Here is a 20,564-nt window from a genome sequence, read left to right as displayed (position 1 = left end):
CGAGGGCACCGATGACCGAAGACCAGCCGGAGTTCCAGTTGCGGCTCCCCAACGGGGGTGAGATCCCACGTGCCAGGGGGGTGTTGCTCGCCGAGACCGGGACGAACGGCAGCCGCAAGTTTCTCCTGCGTGCCGGATCCCCAGCTCGCGCTCACACCATGCCGTCGTTCGCGAAGCATTTCAGCGGACAGTTCATCCGGCGGGAGGAACTGAAGGCCAAGGGCGTGCTCGCGACATCCCTCCGCTGGCCCGGCTGGCTGCAACTGACCGAGGACGTGGTGTGCGGATCACCTTCCTTCGCCGCCGAGCTGCTCGTAGGTGCGCCGCGCAACGGGTGGGTGGAGTGGCGGACCGAGGAGGGCGCACCGCTGTCGGACTTCATGACGGGCGTCTGGTCCGGCCCCAACCGTGCCTGGTTGATCCGCGGATCCAACGTCTCCGGGATGGACCTCGTACGCCGGCTCTGGCTGCCCGAGGGACGCGTTACCCTGGCCGCCGCCCGCCTCCGCCAAGGGGTGGAGCAGGGAGTGAGCAAGGATCACTTGCGCAGACTGGTGGACGAGGACTACGAGTCCACCGCGACGTACAACCAGAAGCTCCAGCTGGTGGAGGAGCTTCATGCGTTCCTGTCGCGCATGAAGCCGGGTGACACCGTGTGCACGATTTCGGGTGGTCAGCTGCACGTCGGCGAGATCACAGGCAATGTCGAACAGACGGAGTCCGAAGACGGGCGGTCGAATCTGCGGCGGCCCGTCGAGTGGCAGGGTGCGGGCTACGAATACGACGAGCTGCCCGAGGCGCTCCAGCAGAAGCTGTCCGTGCAGCACGACATCGTGGACCTCACTGCCGTCCAGGGACTGCTCGAAGGGCTCGGCAGGACGGATGAGGAGCTGACCGACGAGGCCGAGGCCATAGAGCGGGATCCGAGCGTGGAGATCCCCTCCATCACCGCACGGCGGGAGCTGGAGCTGCCCGTCCCGACGGTGGAGCTGGCGGAGCGGCTGCTCGTACACGACGCGGACTGGCTGCGCGAGGTGCGCGATCTCCTGTGGGACGACCGGCAGCTGGTGCTGTACGGGCCGCCCGGTACGGGCAAGACGTATCTCGCGCTCCAGCTGGCGGAGTTCCTCGGAGGCGGTCCCGAGCAGGTCAAGCTGGTGCAGTTCCACCCCTCGTACGCCTACGAGGACTTCTTCGAGGGGTTCCGGCCCCAGGAGGACCCCGAGACGCGCCAGGTGGCCTTCCGGCTGACGGCCGGGCCTCTGCGAGAGCTGGCCGATCTCGCGTCGCGCGAGGGCAACCGGCATATCCCGCACTTCCTGATCATCGACGAGATCAACCGGGCCAACCTGGCCAAGGTCTTCGGCGAGCTGTACTTCCTCCTCGAGTACCGGAACAAGTCGGTACGCCTGACCTACTCCGGCGATGATTTCGCGCTGCCCCCGAACCTGTTCGTGATCGGCACGATGAACACGGCCGACCGGTCCATCGCACTTGTGGACGCGGCCATGCGGCGCCGCTTCGCCTTCGTGGAGCTCTCCCCGCGCACGGAGCCGACCAGCGGCCTGCTGCGCCGGTGGCTCGCCTCCCAGGGCAAGGATTCCTTGCCTGCCGACCTCCTGGAGGAGTTGAACTCCCGTATCGACGACCCGGACTTCCGGATCGGCCCCTCGTACCTGATGAAGAAGGGTGTCTACCGGGACGGCGGTCTGGAGCGGACCTGGCGGACGAAGATCCTTCCGTTGCTGGAGGAGCACCACTACGGCGAGGGCGTCGACATCGAGAAGCGGTACGGAATCGCCGCCCTGCGCGCGTCCCTCTACTACGTACTGCCGGAGCCGCCGGCGTGACCCCGACACCGATCGTCGACCTGGTCGAGCACGCCCAGGCCACCGGTCACCTGCTGCCCGATGTTGTGGGACGCGCACTGGCCGCCTCGAAGATCGTCGACGCTTCCCCGGACCCGTACACCCCGGGACGCTGGCTGCTGCGGGCCGGCAGCAAGGTCGGGGCCGTGGCCGTCGAGGCACCGGGCAGCGGCGAGCGGATCACCCTCCGGATCACACCCAAAGTGCCCATCGCCCGACTCTTCTTCGTGCTCGGCTACAGTCTCGATCCGCTCGGCGGCTGGCGCGACGGGCCGGTGGAGGTGGCCGAGCACCGCGATCTGCTGCCCGCGCTCGCCCACTCCGTAGAGCGGCAGATCGACCGGTCGCTGCGGCAAGGGCTGTTGCAGGGATACCGGACGACCGAAGAGAGCTCTCTCGTCGTGCGCGGTCGACTGCGGGAGGCCGAGCAGATACGGCGCCGGTTCGGGGCAATGCTGCCCGTCGAGGTGACGTACGACGAGTTCACCACCGACATCGCGGAGAACCGCATCCTGCGGGCGGCTGTGGAGCGGCTCCTGCGGCTGCCTGGCGTACCCCGCGAGGTGCGCCGAAGGCTGCTCCACCAGCGTGCCCGGCTCGTCGATGTCACACCCCTGGTCCGCGGCCAGCCGCGTCCGGCCTGGCACCCCACCCGGCTCAACGCCCGCTACCACCAGGCGCTCCATCTGTCCGGGATCGTCCTGGACGGCGCCTCAGCGGAACACACGGTCGGCGCCGTACGCATCGACGGATTCCTGTTCGACATGAACAAGCTCTTCGAGGACTTCGTGACCGTCGCCCTGCGCGAGGCCCTGCGTGGAACCACCTTGACAGGGCGGCTCCAGGACTCCCACCACCTCGATGAGGCCGCCGCGATCCGGATGCGGCCGGACTTCGTGCTCTACGGGCCGGGCACCTCCCCACTGGCGGTGGCCGATGCCAAATACAAGGCGCAGAAGCGGGACGGATACCCGGACACGGATCTGTACCAGATGCTCGCCTACTGCACGGCGCTCGGGCTCCCCGACGGGCACCTCATTTACGCGAAGGGCAATGCCCCGCACGCTGCCCACCGGGTGCGGCACGCCGGCATCGTCATCCACCAGCACGCGCTGGACCTCGACCAGGGTCCCGCGGGGCTGCTGGCGGACATCTCGGCCGTAACCCGGCAGATGTCCGCTGGCCTGCCCCTATGATCGACGGCGGAGTGCACGTCCAGGGTGGGGAGTTCTCGGCGGCGGGGCGCCTTCCCCCGTCGGCGACCAGCAGGAGCTGCAGCTGTGGCAGCGTGTCGCAAAGCGGCTCGGCCTGATCTGGACGGAGCAGTTCCTCGCGCAGGAGTACCGGCACGTCGTCCTTGCTCAGGACATCCGCGATCCGGACAGCTACCGCACCGCGAACCGCCGCGGGCGCGGCAGTTCGCTGTCCGCTGCTCAACGAGAGCGGCTCTGGCCCGCCGTCGTGCTGTTCGAGTCGTTGCTGCGCGGCTCCGCCCAGACGACGCACCTCCAGGTCTGCACGAAGGCTGCCCAGATCCCGGCGACGACCGGCTTCCGCTACGACCACGTCGTGGTCGACGAGGCACAGGATCTTCACCCCGCCCAGTGGCGGGTCCTGCGCGGCGCGGTCGCTCCTGGAGCCGACGATCTGTTCATCACCGGCGACCCGCACCAGCGGATCTACGACTCGAAGGTCTCCCTCGGTTCCCTGGGCATCTCGGTGACCGGGCGTACGAGTCGGCTGCGCATCAACTACCGGAGCACGGAAGAGATCCTGACATGGTCGACCGGCATCCTCGCCCCGGTGTCGGTCACCGCTCTGGGCGGCGAGGGAACGGACAGCCTGGCGGGCTACCGCTCACTGCTGCACGGCCGCCGGCCCCGCGTCCAGAGCCACGGCAGCGAGCAGGCGGAGATCTCGACACTCGTCGACCGGATGGAGGAGTGGGTCGCGCAGGGTGTCCGCCCCCTCCGAGATCGGTGTCTGCGCCCGCTTCAACCTGCAGCTCGACAAGGCGTACGACAGGCTGTCGGCCGCCGGGGTTCCAGTGGTCCGCGTCCGGGACAACCCGCGGGCCGACGCGGATGGGGTCCGGTTGGTGACCATGCACTCCATGAAGGGTCTGGAGTTCCGTTGTGTGGCGGTCCTCGGGGTGACGGCCAGCGCCCTGCCCTTCGCCCGCGAGGTCACACCCGCCGAGGTGGATGCGCTCCAGCACGACTCCGACCTGCTGCGTGAGCGGTGTCTGCTGTTCGTCGCGGTCACCCGGGCGCGAGGCACTGCAGGTGTCCTGGAGCGGTCGGCCGAGCTCCTTCGTGCCGGAGCCGACCGGCCGGTAAGCCCTGCCTCGCCACACGGGTGGCGCCCGGCTGCCTCAGGAATGGTCGTCGGCGGTCGGCGCCAGTGCACCGTTCCCAAGGCAATCACGTGCCAGCGCAGCGGCTTTCCGGCTCAGCCCCGCCACGGCCCCCATGCACTCCTCGAACTCCTGGATCGCACGGAAGGCCCGTCCGTAGCAACGCTGTTCCTCAATGGCCAGCTGGGGGATACGCGCTCCGCGGCCGTCGGCCCGGAAGGTCCCGCCGACGCTCGTGGACCGCCGGACGCTCGCCGTACTGCGCAGAAACCCGCGGAGGTAGTCGGTGTCGAGCTGTTCACTTGCCGACGCCGGCTCCGGGTCGCCGTACTCGACGAGGCCGGCCCGTGCCAGTTCGGCAACGCTCACCATCGGGCCGTCCAAGGACCCGGGCCCCTTCTCCGAAGCCAGATCGGGCAGCACGGCGCCGAGATTGTCCAGCTCCGCCTCCAGTTGCTCGCGCAGTGCGGCGTACTCGGCGCGGTAGTCACGGTGCGAGGCGCTGGTGTGGCGCCCGGGGGTGAGATCGACGGTGTCGTCCAGCAACTCGATCAGCGGCACGTCGGCGACTCGGGTCGGTCCTGGGTCGAATGCCGTGTCGGGGCGCGGGGCCATTCGCCGTCAGGTCGACGAGCCGTACGGTGGTCACTGCATCCTGCGGCGTGCCGGGGCGCCTGAGAAGCCACAAGTGAATGGGCAGGGCATGGGACGCCGCGACGCCAACCGGCAGAGCGACGATCTGGGTCAGCAGCCCGCGCCGGACGAGTTCGGCACGGATACGGCGGCCCGCCTTGCTGTAGGCGACCGACGCCGGCATGACCACGAGGACCCGGCCGCCGGGCGCGGTGTGTGCGTAGGCGTGCTGCAGCCAGGCCAGTTCGCCTTCCGCCCGGGGAGGCGTACCCAGTTCCCACCGGGAGTCGAGGAGCAGTGACTCACGCCCCCACTCCGTGACGCCCACCGGCGGGTCGCACACGACGATGTCGGCCTGCAATTTCGGCCACTGGTCCGCGCGCAGGGAGTCCCCGACAACAGCAGTGACGTTTGTGCGGCCGGTGAGCTCCGCGCGGAGCTGCGCCAGCGCTGCACTGTCCGGGTCGGTCTCCTGCCCGATCCGGATCAGCCCCTGCTCCGGCCCGACGGCGCGCAGCAGGGAACCGATTCCGCACGCGGGGTCGAACACGGTGGCGCCGGCTAGCAACCGTTGTGGCATCGACGGCAGCCAGATGCCGGGCGACGTCTGCCAGACCAGTGACCGTGGCGTCGCCGTAGGAAGCCCGCAGCGCCTGCCATAGCCTGACCTCGCTTGAGATGTCCTGCCCCTTGTGGTGCCGTTCCAGCCAGCTGTGCACCTCGGTCAGCGCGAACAGAGGACTGCCCGCTCCACCACCAACGGCCTGGGGAAAGTCTTCGTAGCGCCGCCGCCAGTTGGAGACGGCTGCGCGCGTGACGCCGACGAGGCGCGCGATCTCAGATCCCGATACCAGGGGTCCGTACGATGCCGCGTCTGTGTCTGCCATGCAGGCACCGCATACCGTCAGTGCACACTGGGGACAGTCACGACCCGTTGACGACGTACACAGATCAGCAACGGGCGATCAGTCGTGCGAGCAGAGTCGCGCGAGCCGTCATTCGAGGTCGGTGAGCAGCGCGTCGAGCAGCGTCTCCTCCTCGACGCGGATGCCCAGTTCCATGAGGACCCGCGGTAGATCCGGATCCCATGGCGACACGGCGGGCCGGCCGGTGAGGGGCGGGCCTCCCGGGTTTGCGAGCGCCGCGGCACGGTAGTCGGCGGCCGAGTAACGCCAGGGCTGCCAGGGGACGCGGCGCAGCAGAGCGGAGGCAATGCGCAGTCCGCCCCAGTCGAAGTCCCCGTGGTAGTGCAGTGTCGCCCCGCCTTCGTGCAGGTGGCGCAGCAGGGTGAGAGCGGCGGCGGACGGCTGGCCCTGGAGGCAGACCAGCGGCGCGGAGTGCGGGCCGTGCACGTCGGCGGCCGCGGCGAGTACCGCGGGGTTCTCGCAGATCCGGACGGCCGCGGCGCAGGACGCGGGCGGCCGGCGGATCAGCTGCCTCAGGGTCAGAACGGACGGCTCCCCTGCATCGGCCATCCAGTCCAGGGCGGGCGTACCCCGCAGGTTCAGGGTGAGGACCGTAGAGGACAGCTCGTCACGGAGCAGGCCCGCCGATGCCCACGCCTCCCGGCGCCATTGCGCACCCGACCCGTCGGCGAAGCCCGTCAGGGCTCGGATGCCCGAGAGAGTGAGGGTGGCCAGGGGGGTGCCGTCGTCCAGGGCGTGGGCGCCGCCAAGCAGCCGGGCCGCGAACGCGGGAAGCGAAACGGGCGGGTCTGCGGGGAGGGCGCTCAGGGCAGTGGCGACGTGGCCGAGGAGGTTTTGGGCTGCGGCAGGTGTGCCGGCGAGGCGGCGTACCAGGCCGTCGCCGCGAAGCCGGTCGGCCCATGCGGCAAGGCCCGGGCTCTGGTCCGCGAGGACGTCGACGACGGCGTACGCCTCCCGCCAGGCCTGTTCCTCGGCCTGCCGAGCCGGGCCGATCAGGACGATCGGCCCGGTGAGCGCTACCACGGCGGCCGCCAGGCCGTCCGGGCTGATCCCAGAACGACGCAGAACAGTGTCCACCTCGTCGAGCCGGACGGTCAAGGAGCGCCCGCTCCCAGGTGAGCGTCCCAGCAGCCGCTCGGCCCATGCCCGCTGCGCCGGCGTGGGCGCGCTCAGAGAAACCGGTCTGGTGAGAGGCTGTTCACGTTCCAGGCGCCGACGCGCCCGGTCGACCAGCCAGTCAAGGGCGGGGGCGCCCAGCAGACGGCGCAGCCGGGCCTCGTCGACTTGGGCGGTGACGGATGTCAGGTCCACAGGTGCTCCGGTCCGGCGGTCGTCTCCGCAAGCGGGTCCCGATGCGAATCCTCCGACCGCACCGGATCCTCCCGGCGGATCCGCCGTGCACCGTCCCATTCCCAGCGGGTGACGAGTACCGCCGCCACCTCGTCGATCCGCGAAAGCTGGGCGATGGCGACGCCGGGGACCTGCGGGTAGCAGGCCCACTCGCGTTCGCTCGTCATCACCACGTCCAGGTCGAACGCGTGCAGCAGGCCCAGGCACTTGGCGCGCGAGTCGTCGTCCACGCCGGCGAACGCCTCGTCGAGGGTGACCAGGCGGGGCGCGTACGCGCTGCCGGCACTCGCGTAGTGCGAGGAGGCTGCGGCGAACAGCGGTACGGATACGGCGAGGACCCGCTCGCCACCCGAGGCCGGGCCCGTGGCCGGGACCCAGCGGCCGTGCTGGTGCCGCTCGACCCCGAATTCGTGCCAGGCGCGGTAGTCGAGCGCGGCAGTGAGGTGTTCGAGCCAACTGCCGGACGTGTCGTCCGTCTGCTGTCGGGTGATCTGCGTCTGGAGGAACTCACCCACCGCCGTCCGGTCCTCCGGGGTCCAGGCGTCGGCGGACTGACGCAGCCGTTCGCGGGCTGGGGCGAGGCCGGAGGGGGCCCTGCGGGAGGCCCGCCAGACCAGCCTCAGCTTCATTCCAGTGGAGGTGGGGCGGTCCTCCAGCTCGGTGTTCATGTCGCGCACCTGCCGTTCGGCGGCCCCGATGAGTTCCTGGAGGGTGCCCGCGACCTCGGTGATCAGATGGGTTTCCAGGATCTCCCGTTCACGGGCTGACAGGATGCGGGTGAGTTCGCCAACCTCGGCGGTGAGTGCCTCGGCAAGTTCGGGTACGGCACGCTCACGGCCTTGATAGACGATGTCGACGACCATGCCGTCCTCCACCATCCGGGCAGAGGCGGTGTGCCCGTGCCGGGACAGAGTGTCCTGCAGGGTCTTGAATTCCTCGCTCAGCCGACGCTGTACGCGCTCCCAGGCGCCGTCCGAGTCATCGACGGACGCCAGCCCGGACTCGATGGCGCGGGCGAGCACGATCGCCGGGGTGGCGGCCCACGGGCCGTCACCCGCGGTCGGCAGCGGAAGGTCCGGGAGGGCAACCGTGATCAAGCCGGTAGCCGTGAACCGCTGGAGCCCCGCGATGGCCTCCGCCCGCGCCTCGGCCGCTTCCACGAGGCCCTTCTCCAGCTGCTCGATACGGCCTTCGGCCTTGCTCGCCGCCCGGTCCGCCTCGGCATGGCGCTTGTGGGTGAACTTCTGGTCCGCGTCACAGGCGCGCAGGGCTTCGGCGGTCTCGGTGAGCCGTCGTTCGAGTTCGGCCACGGCCGCGCCGACGGTGGAGCGCAGCGTGGTGTGGCGCTCGTCCGCTGCCACGACCTCGCGCCCGGCTTCGTCGGCGCGCAGAGTGAGTTCGGCGGTCCGCTCCCCCGCCTGCCCGGCCTCAGCGCGTTCCTCCGCCGCCTGGCGGGCCGCCTCGCCGCGTTCGCGCAGCGCCGGCCACAGGGTGGCCAAGGTTACGGCGAGGGAGCCGTGGGCCTGCCGTACCTCGGCAAGGCCAGACCGGTGGGCGGGCAGCCCCAGTTCACCTGCGGTCTCGGTGAGTTCCATGGCGGCCTGTTCGGCCCGTTCGGCCGCCTCCAAGAGGTCGGCGGCGCGCTCCTCGCGTCGCAGGCGAGCCCGGCCCACCGACTCCGCGGCGGCGGTCACCTGCGCGTACGCCCGGCTCAGGGGGCTCTCGTCGGGTACGCCGGCCAACTCGGCGTCGATGGTGGCGCGTCGCGCGGCCACCGCCTCGGACTGCGCCACCGCTTTGTCCGACTCCTGCTGCAGCAGGTCGAGTTCCGTACGAAGGGCAGCGATACGGGACCGCCGCGCAGCCTCCCGTGCCCCTTCGCCGACGTACTCGGCAGCCGGCTTGGCCCAGCGGCCGGTGAGGGTGCCGACGCGGAAGCGCCCGTCCACCCCCGCCCAGGTGCCGGCTCCACCATCCCCTCCCGTGCCGATGGCGGCGAGCAACCGTGCCACCGTGTCATCGCCCACCGCCGCGGCCTGCGCGTCGCCGCCGTCCCCGGCCGGGCGCAGCAGCCCGCCGAGCGAGGGCCCGGCCACCGGCCCGGTCGTCGGGGCGAGGAGTACGTCGTGCCCGTCCACAGCGAGGACGGATCCGTCGGGGAGCACCCAGGCATCCAGCAGTCCGGAGGCTTCCAATGCCGCCTCCAGTCCGGCGCGTTCGTGTTCCGGGAGTCCGTCGTGGAAGTCCACCAGCCGCCACAGCGGTGCTCCGGAAAGCTGCTCGCGCAGGCCGGGCGTGCGGGTGAGCGGGGCCTGAGGGCCTCGTCGGCCACCTGCCTCCAGCGCGACGATCTCCTCGCGGCCCCGGCCGATGCGTACGGCCAGCTCCGTCGCCCGGCGCGCCGCTTCGGCTGCCTCGTCGGCCAGTTGCGCCGAGGCCGCGCTGTGGGCTCGTGCGGCGTGCACACGGGCCGGATAGGGCCCGTCGAGGTGCAGCGTCCACTCCTGGAGTTCATCGAGCAGGCCGGCCAGGTCAGGGCAGGCCAGTTCGGTCCAGGTGCGCGCGTGTTCTCGTACGTCGTCCAGCAGGGCCTGCCCCGCCCGTGCTGCTGCTTCCTCCGCTCCGCCCTGCGCCGCAGTGGTCTGGTCGAGGTCGGTATCCGCCTCGTCGAGACGGACGGATGCCTGCCGTCGGCCCTCGGCCGCCCTCTCAGCCGTGTCCGCGAGGTCCTCCGCGTGGACGAGCGCACGATTTCCGCGGTCCGTCGACTGCTCGGTCGCGCGCCGCAGTTCGGACTCCGGCAACCCGTCGTCCCCGGGCAGGTCGATCCGTGCGGCGGCGGCCGCCTCACGCGCCGTGCGGAAGGTGTCCTCGGCCAGCCGGCCGGCGGCGCGCAGCCGATTCTCGGCCGCCCCGAGCCGTCCGAGCGCCTTGTTGTGCAGGCCTGCCGCCTGGTCCCGGTCGTCCCGGGCGCGGTTGTGGGCGCGGTGGGTCCGCTCGGCCTCCTTGGCCGCCTGCTCCAGCTCCCGAGCGCTGCGCATCTCGGGACCCTCGCGCAGGGCCGCGTCCTGGGCCCGCAGGCGTGCCTGGGTTTCGTCCAGGGCGGCGATCCGTTCCTCCGCCGTCGCCCGCGCCTCCCGGGCACGGGTCTGCTCTGCCTGTGCCTCGGCGAGGTCCCGCTGAAGGTGCTCGTAGCGGGAGTGCTCGCCGCGCGGGAGGCGTGCGCGCCGGCGGGTGGCGATTCTGGCGTAGCGCCGGTAGTGGTCCAGGAAGGCTGTGGCGGCCCGCTCGGCGGCGGAGGCGGCCGCCAGTTCCTCCTTCTCCTCGTCCAGGGAGCGGAAGGCCTCGGCCACGTCCGCGATGACCGCCTGGTCCATGGGCGGCAGTGCCTCGGTGAGGGCTCGGGACAGCGCTGCCTCGTTCGGGCGCTTTGACAGCTGAGGCTGGCGCAGCTGGATGAGCAAGTCGACCAGAGCGCCGTACCGCTGCTCGCCGAGTCCGAAGAGCGCCTCGTCGACCGCCCTGCGATAGGTCTTGGCCTGGTCGTACACCATGCCGTGCCCTGCGACGGCCTCGGCGAGCCGGTCCCTGGACAGGGCCGTGCCGGTGGCGTCCAGCAGGCTGAGGGACATCACGTCGGCGGCCGCGGAGCCATGATCGACGCGCTGGCTGGTGAGCGCGTACCAATGGCGTGCGATTCCCCGCCCGCTAACTGCTTTGAGTCCGCAGAGCAGCGTACGGAAATGCTGCTCGCCGCTGGTCTCGTCCAGCCTGCCGAACTCGATCCAGGTGTAGCCGAGCCGCTCGGAGTGCGGATGCTCGCCGCCGAGGAGCAAGTTCCACTCCATCCGCTTGCCCGGGTCTCCGTCGGGTTCGACCCGGCGTGAGCTGAGGTCCCCGTCGAGTAGGAAGGGCAGCGTCAGGGCGAGCACCTTGGACTTGCCGGTGCCGTTGTTCCCGCGCAGGAGCAGGCGCCCGTCCTTGAAGTGGAACTCCTCGACGTCGTAGTGAAAGAGGTCGACGAGGCCAATGCGCAGAGGCTGCCACCGGGAGCGCAGAGGATCGGGGAGGCGGGTCACGGCTTGCTGGCCTTTCGCTGCGCGGGCATGCGTACGGTGCCTGGTTCGAGTACGACGGTCTCGCCGACGGCGTACCGGGCGAGGGCCGGGCGCGGCGCCACGCCTTGGGCCGAACGGGAGACCAGCCCGAGTGCGGCGAGCCGGGCGACGGCCTGTTCTACGAGTTCGGCTTCCATGCCTGGCTCCCGCGCCGACTTGGCCCAGAACCCGCCATGCTCGGCGGCGAGTTCACCGACTCGGAGCGCCAGCCGACCGGTGGCGACAGGGCCGCCGGCGGCGGCCAGGTGCTCGGCGAGCAGCAGCGTGACGTGACCGTGGGTTCCCTGTTCGGGCATCCGGACATCGGTGAGGTCGTCGTCCGGGTCGACCATCGCGATGCCTTCGGCGCGCACCTCCGGGACCAGTCCGGTCAGCTCCGTGATGCGGGCCGTGAGGAATCCTCGCTGCCGTGTGAGGTACCCGAGCTCGGCATCGCTCAGTTCGTCGTAGTAAAGGACCGGGTCGTCCAGGAGCCTGCGGGTCAGCGAGCGCCGCATCGCGCGGAAGCGCAGTTCGTCGCTGTCCAGAGCGGTCTCGGCGACGAGTTCGGCGAGGCGGTCCGCGAGGGCCTCGGCGTGCACGGTGGAGGGCCCGCGGCGCGCGGCGAGCAGCCCGGCCAGGACCCGCCGTTCCACGTCGTACAGGACATCGCCGGCTCCGCTGACGTACGCCTCCTCGTCGCCGGCCACGCGCCGCAGCACGCCGAGCCCGAGGAGGAGCCGTACGACGGCGGCGAGGTCGAGGCGCTCGTCCCGGCGGTCCAAGGTGAACTGGATGCCCGCCCGGACGAGCTGCGGGTCTGCGGCGTCGAGGACGACCTGGCCGGCGAGGCGGCCGAGCGCGATCTGGGCCTCGCCGCGTTCGAGGGCTCCGAGGGCGAGGCAGAGCAGCACGTAGCGACGCCGCGTGAAGGGGGCGGCCGCGCGGGTCGCCTCGCGCGCGGGGTGCGTGGGGTCGGTGAGCACGCCGGGTATTTTCCGCAGGCGGGCGACCTCGGCGTCCGTCTGGAGGGACCAGCCGGTATTGCGGTCGAACCATTCGCGCAGTTCGGAGGCATGCCGACGGACAAGGCGGAACTCGTCGGCGTACCGGCCACGGGCGAGCAGGAGAGGCTGCTTGAGCAGGGCGCGAGCAGCCTTGCGGAGGTCGGCCGCGTGCTGGCCGTCGAGCACCTCTGCGAGCGGAGTGCTGTTCATCGGACACCAGCCCCGTCCGTCAGGTCGATGATCTCGATGAGGTGGTCGGGACCACGGAAAACTCCGCAGGCCGTCCGGATCTCCGCCGTGCCGCCGTCGGCGAGCGCGCTGAGCCGGATTTCCATGGAACCGTCGTTGCTGGTGACCACGGTGTGCCGCATACCGGGCCGCCAGGTGGCGAGCGCGTCGCCGAGCAATTGGAGGAAGAGCCCGAAAGAGACCGGGTCGAGTTCACCGAGACCGGAAAGTCGGGTGATCCCGTCGGTGACGAGCCGAGCTCGTGCCGCCGCGGTCTCGGCCGCCTGCTTGGCGGCCGCCTCGGCGAGTCTGCGGCGCGGCTCCTCACGGTCCTCCACCTTGCGAGGCTTGCCGCGCCGCTCATAACTGCCGGTACGACGCAGCTGGGGGCTGATCCGCAGCGGCTCGGCCTCGGCCCACGGAGTGGCTGCGGGTACCGGCAGCGCTGCGCGGGCGGCCAGCGTCTCTGCGTCGACGGTGAGGTGTCGTGCGGGGTGCAGCCCGAAGGCGGTGCGCCACAGCCGGTGCCGGGCGTCGTCGTCCGGGGCCTCGGCGAACCAGCGGGCGAGGGTTCGGAAGTCGGCAGACCGGTCGGAGCGCCCGGCCCTGCGCTCGTTCAGCGACCGTACGACGGCCAGGAGCTGGGGAATCGCGCCGAGGGCCCTGCCGCGCAGCAGCCTGGCCTGCGACTCGCGCCCCTCCCGGCTGATGAACCAAGCGGCGAGGCCGGTCCAACGCCCGGACCAGCGCTGGTAAGCCGCCCACTCGGCGTGCTCGGTCTCCTCAGGCGAGGCGTCGGCCGCCTCACGGGCCGCTGCAGCCCGCAGTAGGGGTTCGATGCTCCCGGTGTCTTCCAGCTCCAGGATCAAGCGGGCGATGCGCCCGCCAAGAGTGATCAAATCCTGGATGAACCGCTCCAGGTATTGGATGAGGCGGTCCTTGTAGGCGAGGAAGACGTCCTCTTCGACGTCGTGGAGGTCGATGGTCCGCTGCAAGGACCCCATGAAGGCGCGGGCGTTGTCGGCAAGAGCGGTGAACCGACTCGCCAGCGCGTCAAGTGCCAGATGAGTTTTGGCCTGATCCGGCTGTTCCTCGACTGCCAGCACGAGGAGGGCCCTCAACTGGGTAACGATGTCGTGCAGGGCGACGGCCTGCAGCGAGCCGCGCCGCCCGAGCGCCTCGTCATAGACGCCCAGCGCCTCCTCGGCAGCTTCTCCGGCCTGGGTGAGCTGGTAGACGAACCGCTTCCGGTAGAAGTCCTCGACAGCGGTAACGCGGGCGGTGTCGGGGTCAGCGCGGAGATTGCCCCAGCCGACAAGGCTGTCCAGCGCCTTGACCACGACGTCCAGCTCAGCGGGTCGCGTCCCGGCCGGCAGGGTGGCATGCACGTCCTCGGGACGAAGGTGCACCGCGAACCGCTCTTTGGCGATCACGAATCCCCGCATCACCTGACGGTAGAGAGCCGTGTTCTGAACAGTGAGGTGAGCGAAGGGGCTGTATCCGTCCGGTCGTGGTTCCGGTGCGGTGGTGGTGACGGTCATCGCAGACCATTGTCCCGCAGCGGACAGAGTCGCAGACAGAGACCAAAGCACTTGGCTGATTTACACCACAATGCGATCTCGCATGCCTCTGTTTCACCGGACTCCGGGAGATCGCGGGCCGTGGCTGGCAACATGCGAAATTGCCCGATCGACCCGGACGGAGGTTCATGTGAAGCAGCAACTGACGAACGGCTGGCGGTACTGCACTGGGTCGGGCGGGGGCGCCCTGATGGCGTGTGGGAAGACAGCTCTTACAAGACCAGTTGTCAGGCTCTACAGCATCGCGGGCTGCTGAGAAGGTGGTCAGGCATCGGGGGCGGTGGAGCGCCACGATGTACCGGCGCGGGCCAGCACTGTCTGGCGCAGGGAACGCACCCGCCCGCTCAACCGCAGCGCAGATCCACGACGCAAGCGCAGAAGTCGGCTCCTTCCGTCCCTGCCGCATCTCTTGAGAGTGAGCCGCCTGCAAGGCAGGTTGCGCTGACGGCACCACAGAAGGCGATACGTCCCGGGGCACCCCCGTAGGACGGTTACGGAAGAGCTTTTGGAGGGACTTGCAGAAGCGGGCGGGCGGATTGTGAAGAGCAGCAGGTCTAGCCCGAACTCCGTGAACTGATCCGTCCGCGTGAGCGCTGCGCGCAGATCCGGAAGGATTCCGGAGACGAAGGAGCCGTACGGACGCTGGTGTCGGGGCGGCTTTGAGATCCGGTTGGAGGATGTTCCCCCGTGGCGCCTGGCTGTGCTCGAACCCGTCCCCGTAACTGCCCGGCTCACGCCACCGCATGCTGTGGTGAAGGCTATGCAGAGCCATTTGCATCCCATGGGTGTGACCAAGGCCGTACGGCACGGGCCCTGCGACTTGTTCAGGCTCTTGTTTCGGCAACGCAGAAGCAGGGGCACGTCAGCAAGATCGGGCCGACTCACGGTGCGCCGCTCCACCATCGGCGGCGCAGCGCCGCTCCGCACTTCACGATCACCGCTCAGGGACAGGCGTGCGGCTTCCCAGCCCTTCGGGAGCAGGACCGTACGGATCACACAGCCACTGAGAAAGAACTAGCGGAATCCAGGAAATACTCGTGGGTCACGATTCCGCGGTTCGACTGCGCCCCTGCCGATCGGCTACGGATCGTCCTCAGGGTTCAGCGATGCTCGTGGACAGTGGCCGCTGCCATGGGCATTGGCCACCCATGGCAGCGGACAGTCAAGACTTCGGAATGCCAAGTCTCTGGTCGTAGGTCTGCCACCTGACGCGACCTGCGCGATCAGGGAGCTGACGATCCGCCAGAATGTGCATCAAACGAGCGTCGAATCCGCGTCAAGATATCGCCCGCGACGGCCACAATGTACATCACGCGCACGGCCCTGACCTGCAGGTCAGGCGCCCTTGGCCACCGGCTCCAGGATCGCCACGCACTCCACGTGGTGGGTCATCGGGAACAGGTCGAAGACGCGGAGCGTGCGGAGGCGGTAGCCGTTGTCCTTGAAGTAGCCGAGGTCGCGCGCCAGTGCCGCCGGGTCGCAGGCCACGTACGCGATGCGGCGGGCCGAGAGGCCCGCGATGTGGCGGACCGTCTGCTTGCCGGCGCCCGCGCGGGGCGGGTCCAGGACGACCAGGTCGCACTCCGTGATCCCCGTCTTCGGGAGGATCTGCTCGACCTTGCCCTGCTCGATGCGGACCCGGGGGAAGTCCTCCAGGTTGTGCCGGGCGTCCTCCACCGCGCGCTTCGTCGACTCGATGCCGAGGACGGCGCCCGTCTCGCCGAGGCGCTCCGCCAGGGCTCCCGCGAAGATGCCGACGCCGCAGTACAGGTCGAGGGCCATCTCGCCCTTGCGCGGCATCAGGCCCTGCATGACGGCCTTGATCAGGGTGTCGGCGGCCTGGGGGTGGACCTGCCAGAAGCCGCCCATGCCCACGCGGTACGTACGGCCGTCCGCGCGCTCGCGCACGAAGGGGCGGCCGTGGACCCGGTGGACCCCGCCGTCCTTCTCCTCGACGCGCAGGACCGAGACCGGCTTGTCCAGCTCCACGAGCGGGAGACGGCCGCCGGGCCGGGGGGTGAGGACCACCTGGCGGTCGCTCGAACCCGAGGCGGCGATGGCCTCGACCGTGGCCATCTGCGGCCAGTCCTGCTTCTCGATGCCCAGCTCGCTGACGCCGGGAGCGGCGATCATGCAGTGGTCGATGAGCTCGATGTCGTGCGAACGGTGCTTGCGCAGGCCCGCGTTGCCGTCCTCGTCGATCGCGAACTGCACCCGGGTGCGCCACTGCGGGACCTCGCCCGCCGGCAGCTTGTCGCCCTCGGCCGGCATGACCGTGCCGTCCCAGCCGGCCTGCTCCGGGGTGAGTCCGGCGAGGCGCAGCAGCTGCTCGGCGACGACCTCGCCCTTGAGCCGCCGCTGGGCGCCGGGCTTGGCGTGCTGCCAGTCGCAGCCGCCGCACTTGCCGGGGCCGGCGTACGGGCAGGGGGCGGGGGTGCGGTCCTTGGAGGGGTCCAGGACGGTGATCGCGTCGGCGCGCAGGAAGCGCGAGTCGGCGTCGCCCTCGGTGACCTTGGCGACGACCCTCTCGCCGGGCAGCGTGTGGCGGACGAACAGGACCCGGCCCTCGGCGGTCCGGGCGATGCAGTGGCCGCCGTGCGCGACGGGACCGACCTCGACCTCGTACTCCTCCCCGACCAGTGACTGCTTCTCGTTCTGCTCGGTCATGGTGGGGAGACTCCAAAAATGAAAGGGAACGGCCGGACGACCGACCCACCAGTTTACGTGGATCCCGCCCGGCCGTTCACCAACCCGTCCCGACCCCCGACCCCACGGGCCCCGGGGGTCCCCGCCCCGGTCCGAGCCTCCTGCTGCTCCGGCGGCGCCTGCTACTTCGGCGGCGCCTTCGCCTTCGGCGGGCGCGGGGTGTCGACGGGTCCCCGTCGCACCGCGCCCGGGGCGTTCCAGTCCTGGCGCTTCCTGGCCCGCCGCTTGGCCAGCTCGGAGGACTCCAGCTGGTAGGGCACCGAGGTGACCATCACGCCGGGGGTGAAGAGCAGCCGCCCCTTGAGGCGCAGCGCGCTCTGGTTGTGCAGCAGGTGCTCGTACCAGCGGCCGACGACGTACTCGGGGATGTAGACGCTGACGGCGTCGCGCGGGTTCTCGCTGCGCAGGCCCTTCACGTACTCGACGACCGGCCGGGTGATCTCCCGGTACGGGGAGTCGAGGATCTTGAGCGGGACGTTGATCCCGCGCCGGTCCCACTCGGTGCGCAGCGCCTTGGTCTCGACCGGGTCGACGCTGATGCTGAGCGCCTCCAGGGTGTCCGAGCGGGTCAGCTTGGCGAAGGCCAGGGCGCGCAGCGTGGGCTTGTGGACCTTGGAGACCAGGACGATGGAGTGGACCCGCGAGGGCCGCACGCTGTCGTCGCTCGGTCCATCGGCGGCGGCGATCTCCGCGGAGACGCGGTCGTAGTGCTTCCGGATCGCGCTCATGGTGCCGTAGAAGATGACCATGCCGAGCAGGGCGACCCAGGCGCCGTGGGTGAACTTGGTCGCGAGGACGACGACCAGGACCATGCCGGTGAAGAAGGCGCCGAAGGTGTTGATGGCGCGGGAGCGGTGCATCCGGCGGCGGGCGGCCGGGTCGCGCTCCGACTTCAGGTGGCGGTTCCAGTGCCGGACCATGCCGATCTGGCTCAGTGTGAAGGAGACGAAGACGCCCACGATGTAGAGCTGGATGAGCTTGGTCGAGTCCGCGTCGTAGACCCACACGAGCAGGATCGCGGCGCCGGCGAGGAGCACGATGCCGTTGGAGAAGGCCAGCCGGTCGCCGCGGGTGTGCAGCTGGCGCGGCAGGTAGCGGTCCTGGGCGAGGATCGAGCCGAGCAGCGGGAACCCGTTGTACGCGGTGTTGGCGGCCAGGAAGAGGACCAGCGCGGTGGCGGCGGCGAGCAGGAGGAAGAGGAAGCTGCCGTTGCCGAACACGGCCTCGGCCACCTGGGAGATCACCGGGTGCTGGACGTAGTCGGGGCCGACCGGGACGCCGTTGTCGATCAGGTCGGTGGCGGGGTTCTCCGCCATCTTCACGTCGGTGGCCATGGCCAGGCCGATGATCCCGCAGAACATGGTGACGGCCAGGCCGCCCATGAGGGCGAGGGTCGTGGCCGCGTTCTTGCTCTTGGGCTTGCGGAAGGCGGGGACGCCGTTGCTGATGGCCTCGACGCCGGTCAGCGCGGCGCAGCCGGAGGAGAAGGCCCGCAACAGCAGGAAGACCAGCGCGAAGCCCGCCAGTCCCTCGTGTTCGGGTTTGATCTCCAGATCCGCAGTGGGTGCCCGCATCGTCTCGTCGAGGACGATGCCCTGGAAGGCGCCCCAGGCGATCATGATGAAAACGGCGCCGACGAAGATGTACGTCGGGATGGCGAAGAGGCTCCCGGACTCCTTCACTCCGCGCAGATTCATCAGCGTGAGGAGCACGATCATGATCGTCGCCGAGAGCACCTTGTGCTCGATGACGAAATCGACCGCCGAGCCGAGGTTCTCGACACCGGCGGAGATCGAGACCGCGACCGTCAGGACGTAGTCCACGAGCAGTGCGCTCGCCACGGTGAGGCCGGCCTTGGGCCCGAGGTTGGTGTTCGCCACCTCGTAGTCGCCGCCGCCGCTCGGGTAGGCGTGGACGTTCTGCCGGTAGGAGGCCACGACGGTGAACATCAGGACGACCACCGCGAGGGCGATCCAGGGACTGAAGTGGTACGCCGACACGCCCGCGATCGACAGGACCAGCAGCACCTCGCCCGGGGCGTACGCCACGGAGGAGAGCGGGTCGGAGGCGAAGACGGGAAGGGCGACCCGCTTGGGCAGGAGGGTTTCTCCGAGGCGGTCGCTGCGGAGCGCCCGGCCGATCAGGATCCGTTTGGGCACGTCGGTCAGTTTGGACACGGAGAGGATCGTAAGCGTTCGAAATCAGCCTGACGAACCCCCCACCCCCCCATATCGCGATCCCGCAGCAATTCCTCCCCGACTGCGCCGCAACGGGCCCCGCTCGTGACCGCCCGTGTGTAGCTTGGGCCATGGTCTGAGACCCTGTTATGCCAGAGCATGCAATGAGGCTGGAAACCAGCGAGCGCTGACAGCCGGAAGGACGGCCGTGCACATCGTCATCATGGGCTGCGGAAGAGTGGGCTCCGCTCTCGCGCAGACCCTGGAACAGCAGGGGCATACGGTCGCGGTCGTCGACCAGGACCCCACCGCATTCCGCCGGCTGGGAGCCGGATTCGGCGGCCGCCGCGTCACCGGTGTCGGCTTCGACCAGGACACCCTGCGGGAGGCCGGGATCGAGGAGGCGGGCGCTTTCGCCGCCGTCTCCAGCGGTGACAATTCCAACATCATCGCGGCCCGCGTGGCCCGGGAGATGTTCGGAGTCGAGAACGTCGCCGCCCGCATCTACGACCCCAAGCGCGCCGAGGTCTACCAGCGCCTCGGCATCCCCACCGTCGCGACCGTGCGGTGGACCGCCGACCAGATGCTGCGCCGGCTGCTGCCGTCGGGCGCCGAGCCGCTGTGGCGCGACCCGAGCGGCGGCGTACAGCTCGCGGAGGTGCACACCTCCACGGCCTGGATCGGTCACAAGGTGAGCAAGCTGCAGGAGGAGACTGGCGTGCGCGTCGCGTTCCTCACCCGCTTGGGCGAGGCCGTGCTGCCGACGTCCGCGACGGTGCTCCAGGAAGGCGACCTCGTCCACGTGATGATGCGCACGGACGAGATCGACAAGGTCGAGGCGGCCTTCGCCGAGGGGCCTGAGGAGGCACACGCATGAGGGTCGCGATCGCCGGGGCGGGCGCGGTGGGCCGGTCCATCGCGGCCGAACTGCTGGAGAACGGCCACGAGGTGCTCCTCGTCGACAAGGCCCCGACCGCCATCTCGGTGGAGCGGGTCCCGCAGGCCGAGTGGCTGCTGGCCGACGCCTGCGAGATCACCTCGCTGGACGAGGCGGCGCTCCAGCGCTGCAACGTGGTCATCGCGGCGACCGGCGACGACAAGGTCAACCTCGTCGTCTCGCTGCTCGCCAAGACCGAGTACGGGGTCCCCCGCGTGGTGGCCCGGGTCAACAACCCGAAGAACGAGTGGCTCTTCAACGAGTCCTGGGGCGTGGACGTCGCCGTCTCCACGCCGCGCCTGATGTCGGCGCTCGTCGAGGAGGCCGTCAGCGTCGGCGACCTCGTACGGCTGCTGCGCTTCAGCCACGGCGACGCCAACCTCGTCGAGCTGACCCTGCCGCCCGACTCCTCGGTCGCGGGCACCCAGATCAGCGACATCAGCTGGCCCGAGGACACCTCGCTGGTTACGATCATCCGCGGCAACCGGGTCCTCACCCCGCACGGGGAGGAGACCCTGGAGCCCGGTGACGAGCTGCTCTTCGTGGCCGCCCAGGCCCGTGAGGAGCAGCTGGAGGTCCTCCTCCAGGCCCGCCGCCCGTAGCCCCGCGGGGGCCACGGCGCGTACGACGCCGGTGCGACGGCGTACGAAGGGGGCGGGACGACCGACCGGTCGTCCCGCCCCCTTCGCGTCGCACGCG

The 20,564-nt window shown here is 70.3% G+C and carries 12 protein-coding genes and 1 pseudogene; 5 read left to right on the top strand and 8 right to left on the bottom strand.

Annotated features, from left to right (window positions below):
* Positions 1-11 precede the first annotated feature (11 nt).
* The 3 genes and pseudogenes from ACFWTC_RS20030 to ACFWTC_RS20020 form a co-directional block, all read left to right on the top strand.
* Complete coding sequence (locus ACFWTC_RS20030) at positions 12-1,850, top strand: DUF4357 domain-containing protein (RefSeq protein WP_384027788.1); 1,839 nt, start codon at positions 12-14, stop codon at positions 1,848-1,850.
* On the top strand, positions 1,847-3,064 hold the full coding sequence (locus tag ACFWTC_RS20025; RefSeq protein ID WP_384027787.1) for an McrC family protein: 1,218 nt from the start codon (positions 1,847-1,849) through the stop codon (positions 3,062-3,064). Before ACFWTC_RS20030 ends, ACFWTC_RS20025 begins: the two co-directional genes overlap by 4 nt.
* A 37-nt stretch (positions 3,065-3,101) precedes the next feature.
* A pseudogene (locus ACFWTC_RS20020) lies at positions 3,102-4,207 on the top strand (3'-5' exonuclease); the annotation flags it as partial.
* A gap of 35 nt (positions 4,208-4,242) precedes the next feature.
* Here the strand turns inward: ACFWTC_RS20020 and ACFWTC_RS20015 are convergent.
* The 8 genes from ACFWTC_RS20015 to ACFWTC_RS19980 all read right to left on the bottom strand — a co-directional run bounded on the left by ACFWTC_RS20015 (position 4,243) and on the right by ACFWTC_RS19980 (position 18,928).
* Positions 4,243-4,785, bottom strand: a complete 543-nt coding sequence (locus tag ACFWTC_RS20015; RefSeq protein ID WP_384027786.1) for a hypothetical protein — start codon at positions 4,783-4,785, stop codon at positions 4,243-4,245.
* A complete protein-coding gene (locus ACFWTC_RS20010; protein WP_384074279.1) occupies positions 4,712-5,407 on the bottom strand; it encodes a class I SAM-dependent DNA methyltransferase in 696 nt (231 codons plus the stop codon). Before ACFWTC_RS20010 ends, ACFWTC_RS20015 begins: the two co-directional genes overlap by 74 nt.
* Positions 5,408-5,852: 445 nt before the next feature.
* Positions 5,853-7,094, bottom strand: coding sequence for a TIGR02679 family protein (locus ACFWTC_RS20005; RefSeq protein ID WP_384027784.1), 1,242 nt, complete (start codon positions 7,092-7,094; stop codon positions 5,853-5,855).
* Positions 7,085-11,212 (bottom strand): TIGR02680 family protein, encoded by a 4,128-nt coding sequence (locus ACFWTC_RS20000; protein WP_384027783.1) that lies wholly within the window; start codon positions 11,210-11,212, stop codon positions 7,085-7,087. Before ACFWTC_RS20000 ends, ACFWTC_RS20005 begins: the two co-directional genes overlap by 10 nt.
* Positions 11,209-12,447 carry a TIGR02678 family protein gene (locus ACFWTC_RS19995; RefSeq protein WP_384027782.1) on the bottom strand — a complete coding sequence of 413 codons (1,239 nt, stop codon included), beginning with the start codon at positions 12,445-12,447 and terminating at the stop codon, positions 11,209-11,211. Before ACFWTC_RS19995 ends, ACFWTC_RS20000 begins: the two co-directional genes overlap by 4 nt.
* Positions 12,444-14,006 (bottom strand): TIGR02677 family protein, encoded by a 1,563-nt coding sequence (locus ACFWTC_RS19990; RefSeq protein WP_384027781.1) that lies wholly within the window; start codon positions 14,004-14,006, stop codon positions 12,444-12,446. Before ACFWTC_RS19990 ends, ACFWTC_RS19995 begins: the two co-directional genes overlap by 4 nt.
* 1,374 nt (positions 14,007-15,380) lie before the next feature.
* Positions 15,381-16,712 carry a class I SAM-dependent RNA methyltransferase gene (locus ACFWTC_RS19985; RefSeq protein WP_384027780.1) on the bottom strand — a complete coding sequence of 444 codons (1,332 nt, stop codon included), beginning with the start codon at positions 16,710-16,712 and terminating at the stop codon, positions 15,381-15,383.
* A 161-nt stretch (positions 16,713-16,873) separates the two neighbouring features.
* Positions 16,874-18,928, bottom strand: coding sequence for an APC family permease (locus tag ACFWTC_RS19980; RefSeq protein ID WP_383930012.1), 2,055 nt, complete (start codon positions 18,926-18,928; stop codon positions 16,874-16,876).
* Between the two features lie 208 nt (positions 18,929-19,136).
* Between ACFWTC_RS19980 and ACFWTC_RS19975 the strand changes: the two genes are divergently transcribed.
* Together ACFWTC_RS19975 and ACFWTC_RS19970 are read left to right on the top strand one after the other, a co-directional pair.
* Positions 19,137-19,805: a potassium channel family protein gene (locus ACFWTC_RS19975; protein ID WP_383930009.1), complete on the top strand. Its 669-nt coding sequence runs from the start codon at positions 19,137-19,139 to the stop codon at positions 19,803-19,805.
* The gene (locus ACFWTC_RS19970) at positions 19,802-20,467 is read left to right on the top strand and encodes a potassium channel family protein (RefSeq protein ID WP_383930007.1); all 666 of its coding nucleotides are present in this window, start codon (positions 19,802-19,804) and stop codon (positions 20,465-20,467) included. Before ACFWTC_RS19975 ends, ACFWTC_RS19970 begins: the two co-directional genes overlap by 4 nt.
* Positions 20,468-20,564 lie beyond the last annotated feature (97 nt).

Source organism: Streptomyces sp. NPDC058619, from assembly GCF_042717785.1.
GTDB lineage: Bacteria > Actinomycetota > Actinomycetes > Streptomycetales > Streptomycetaceae > Streptomyces.
This window is presented reverse-complemented; position numbering and strand designations above follow the sequence as displayed.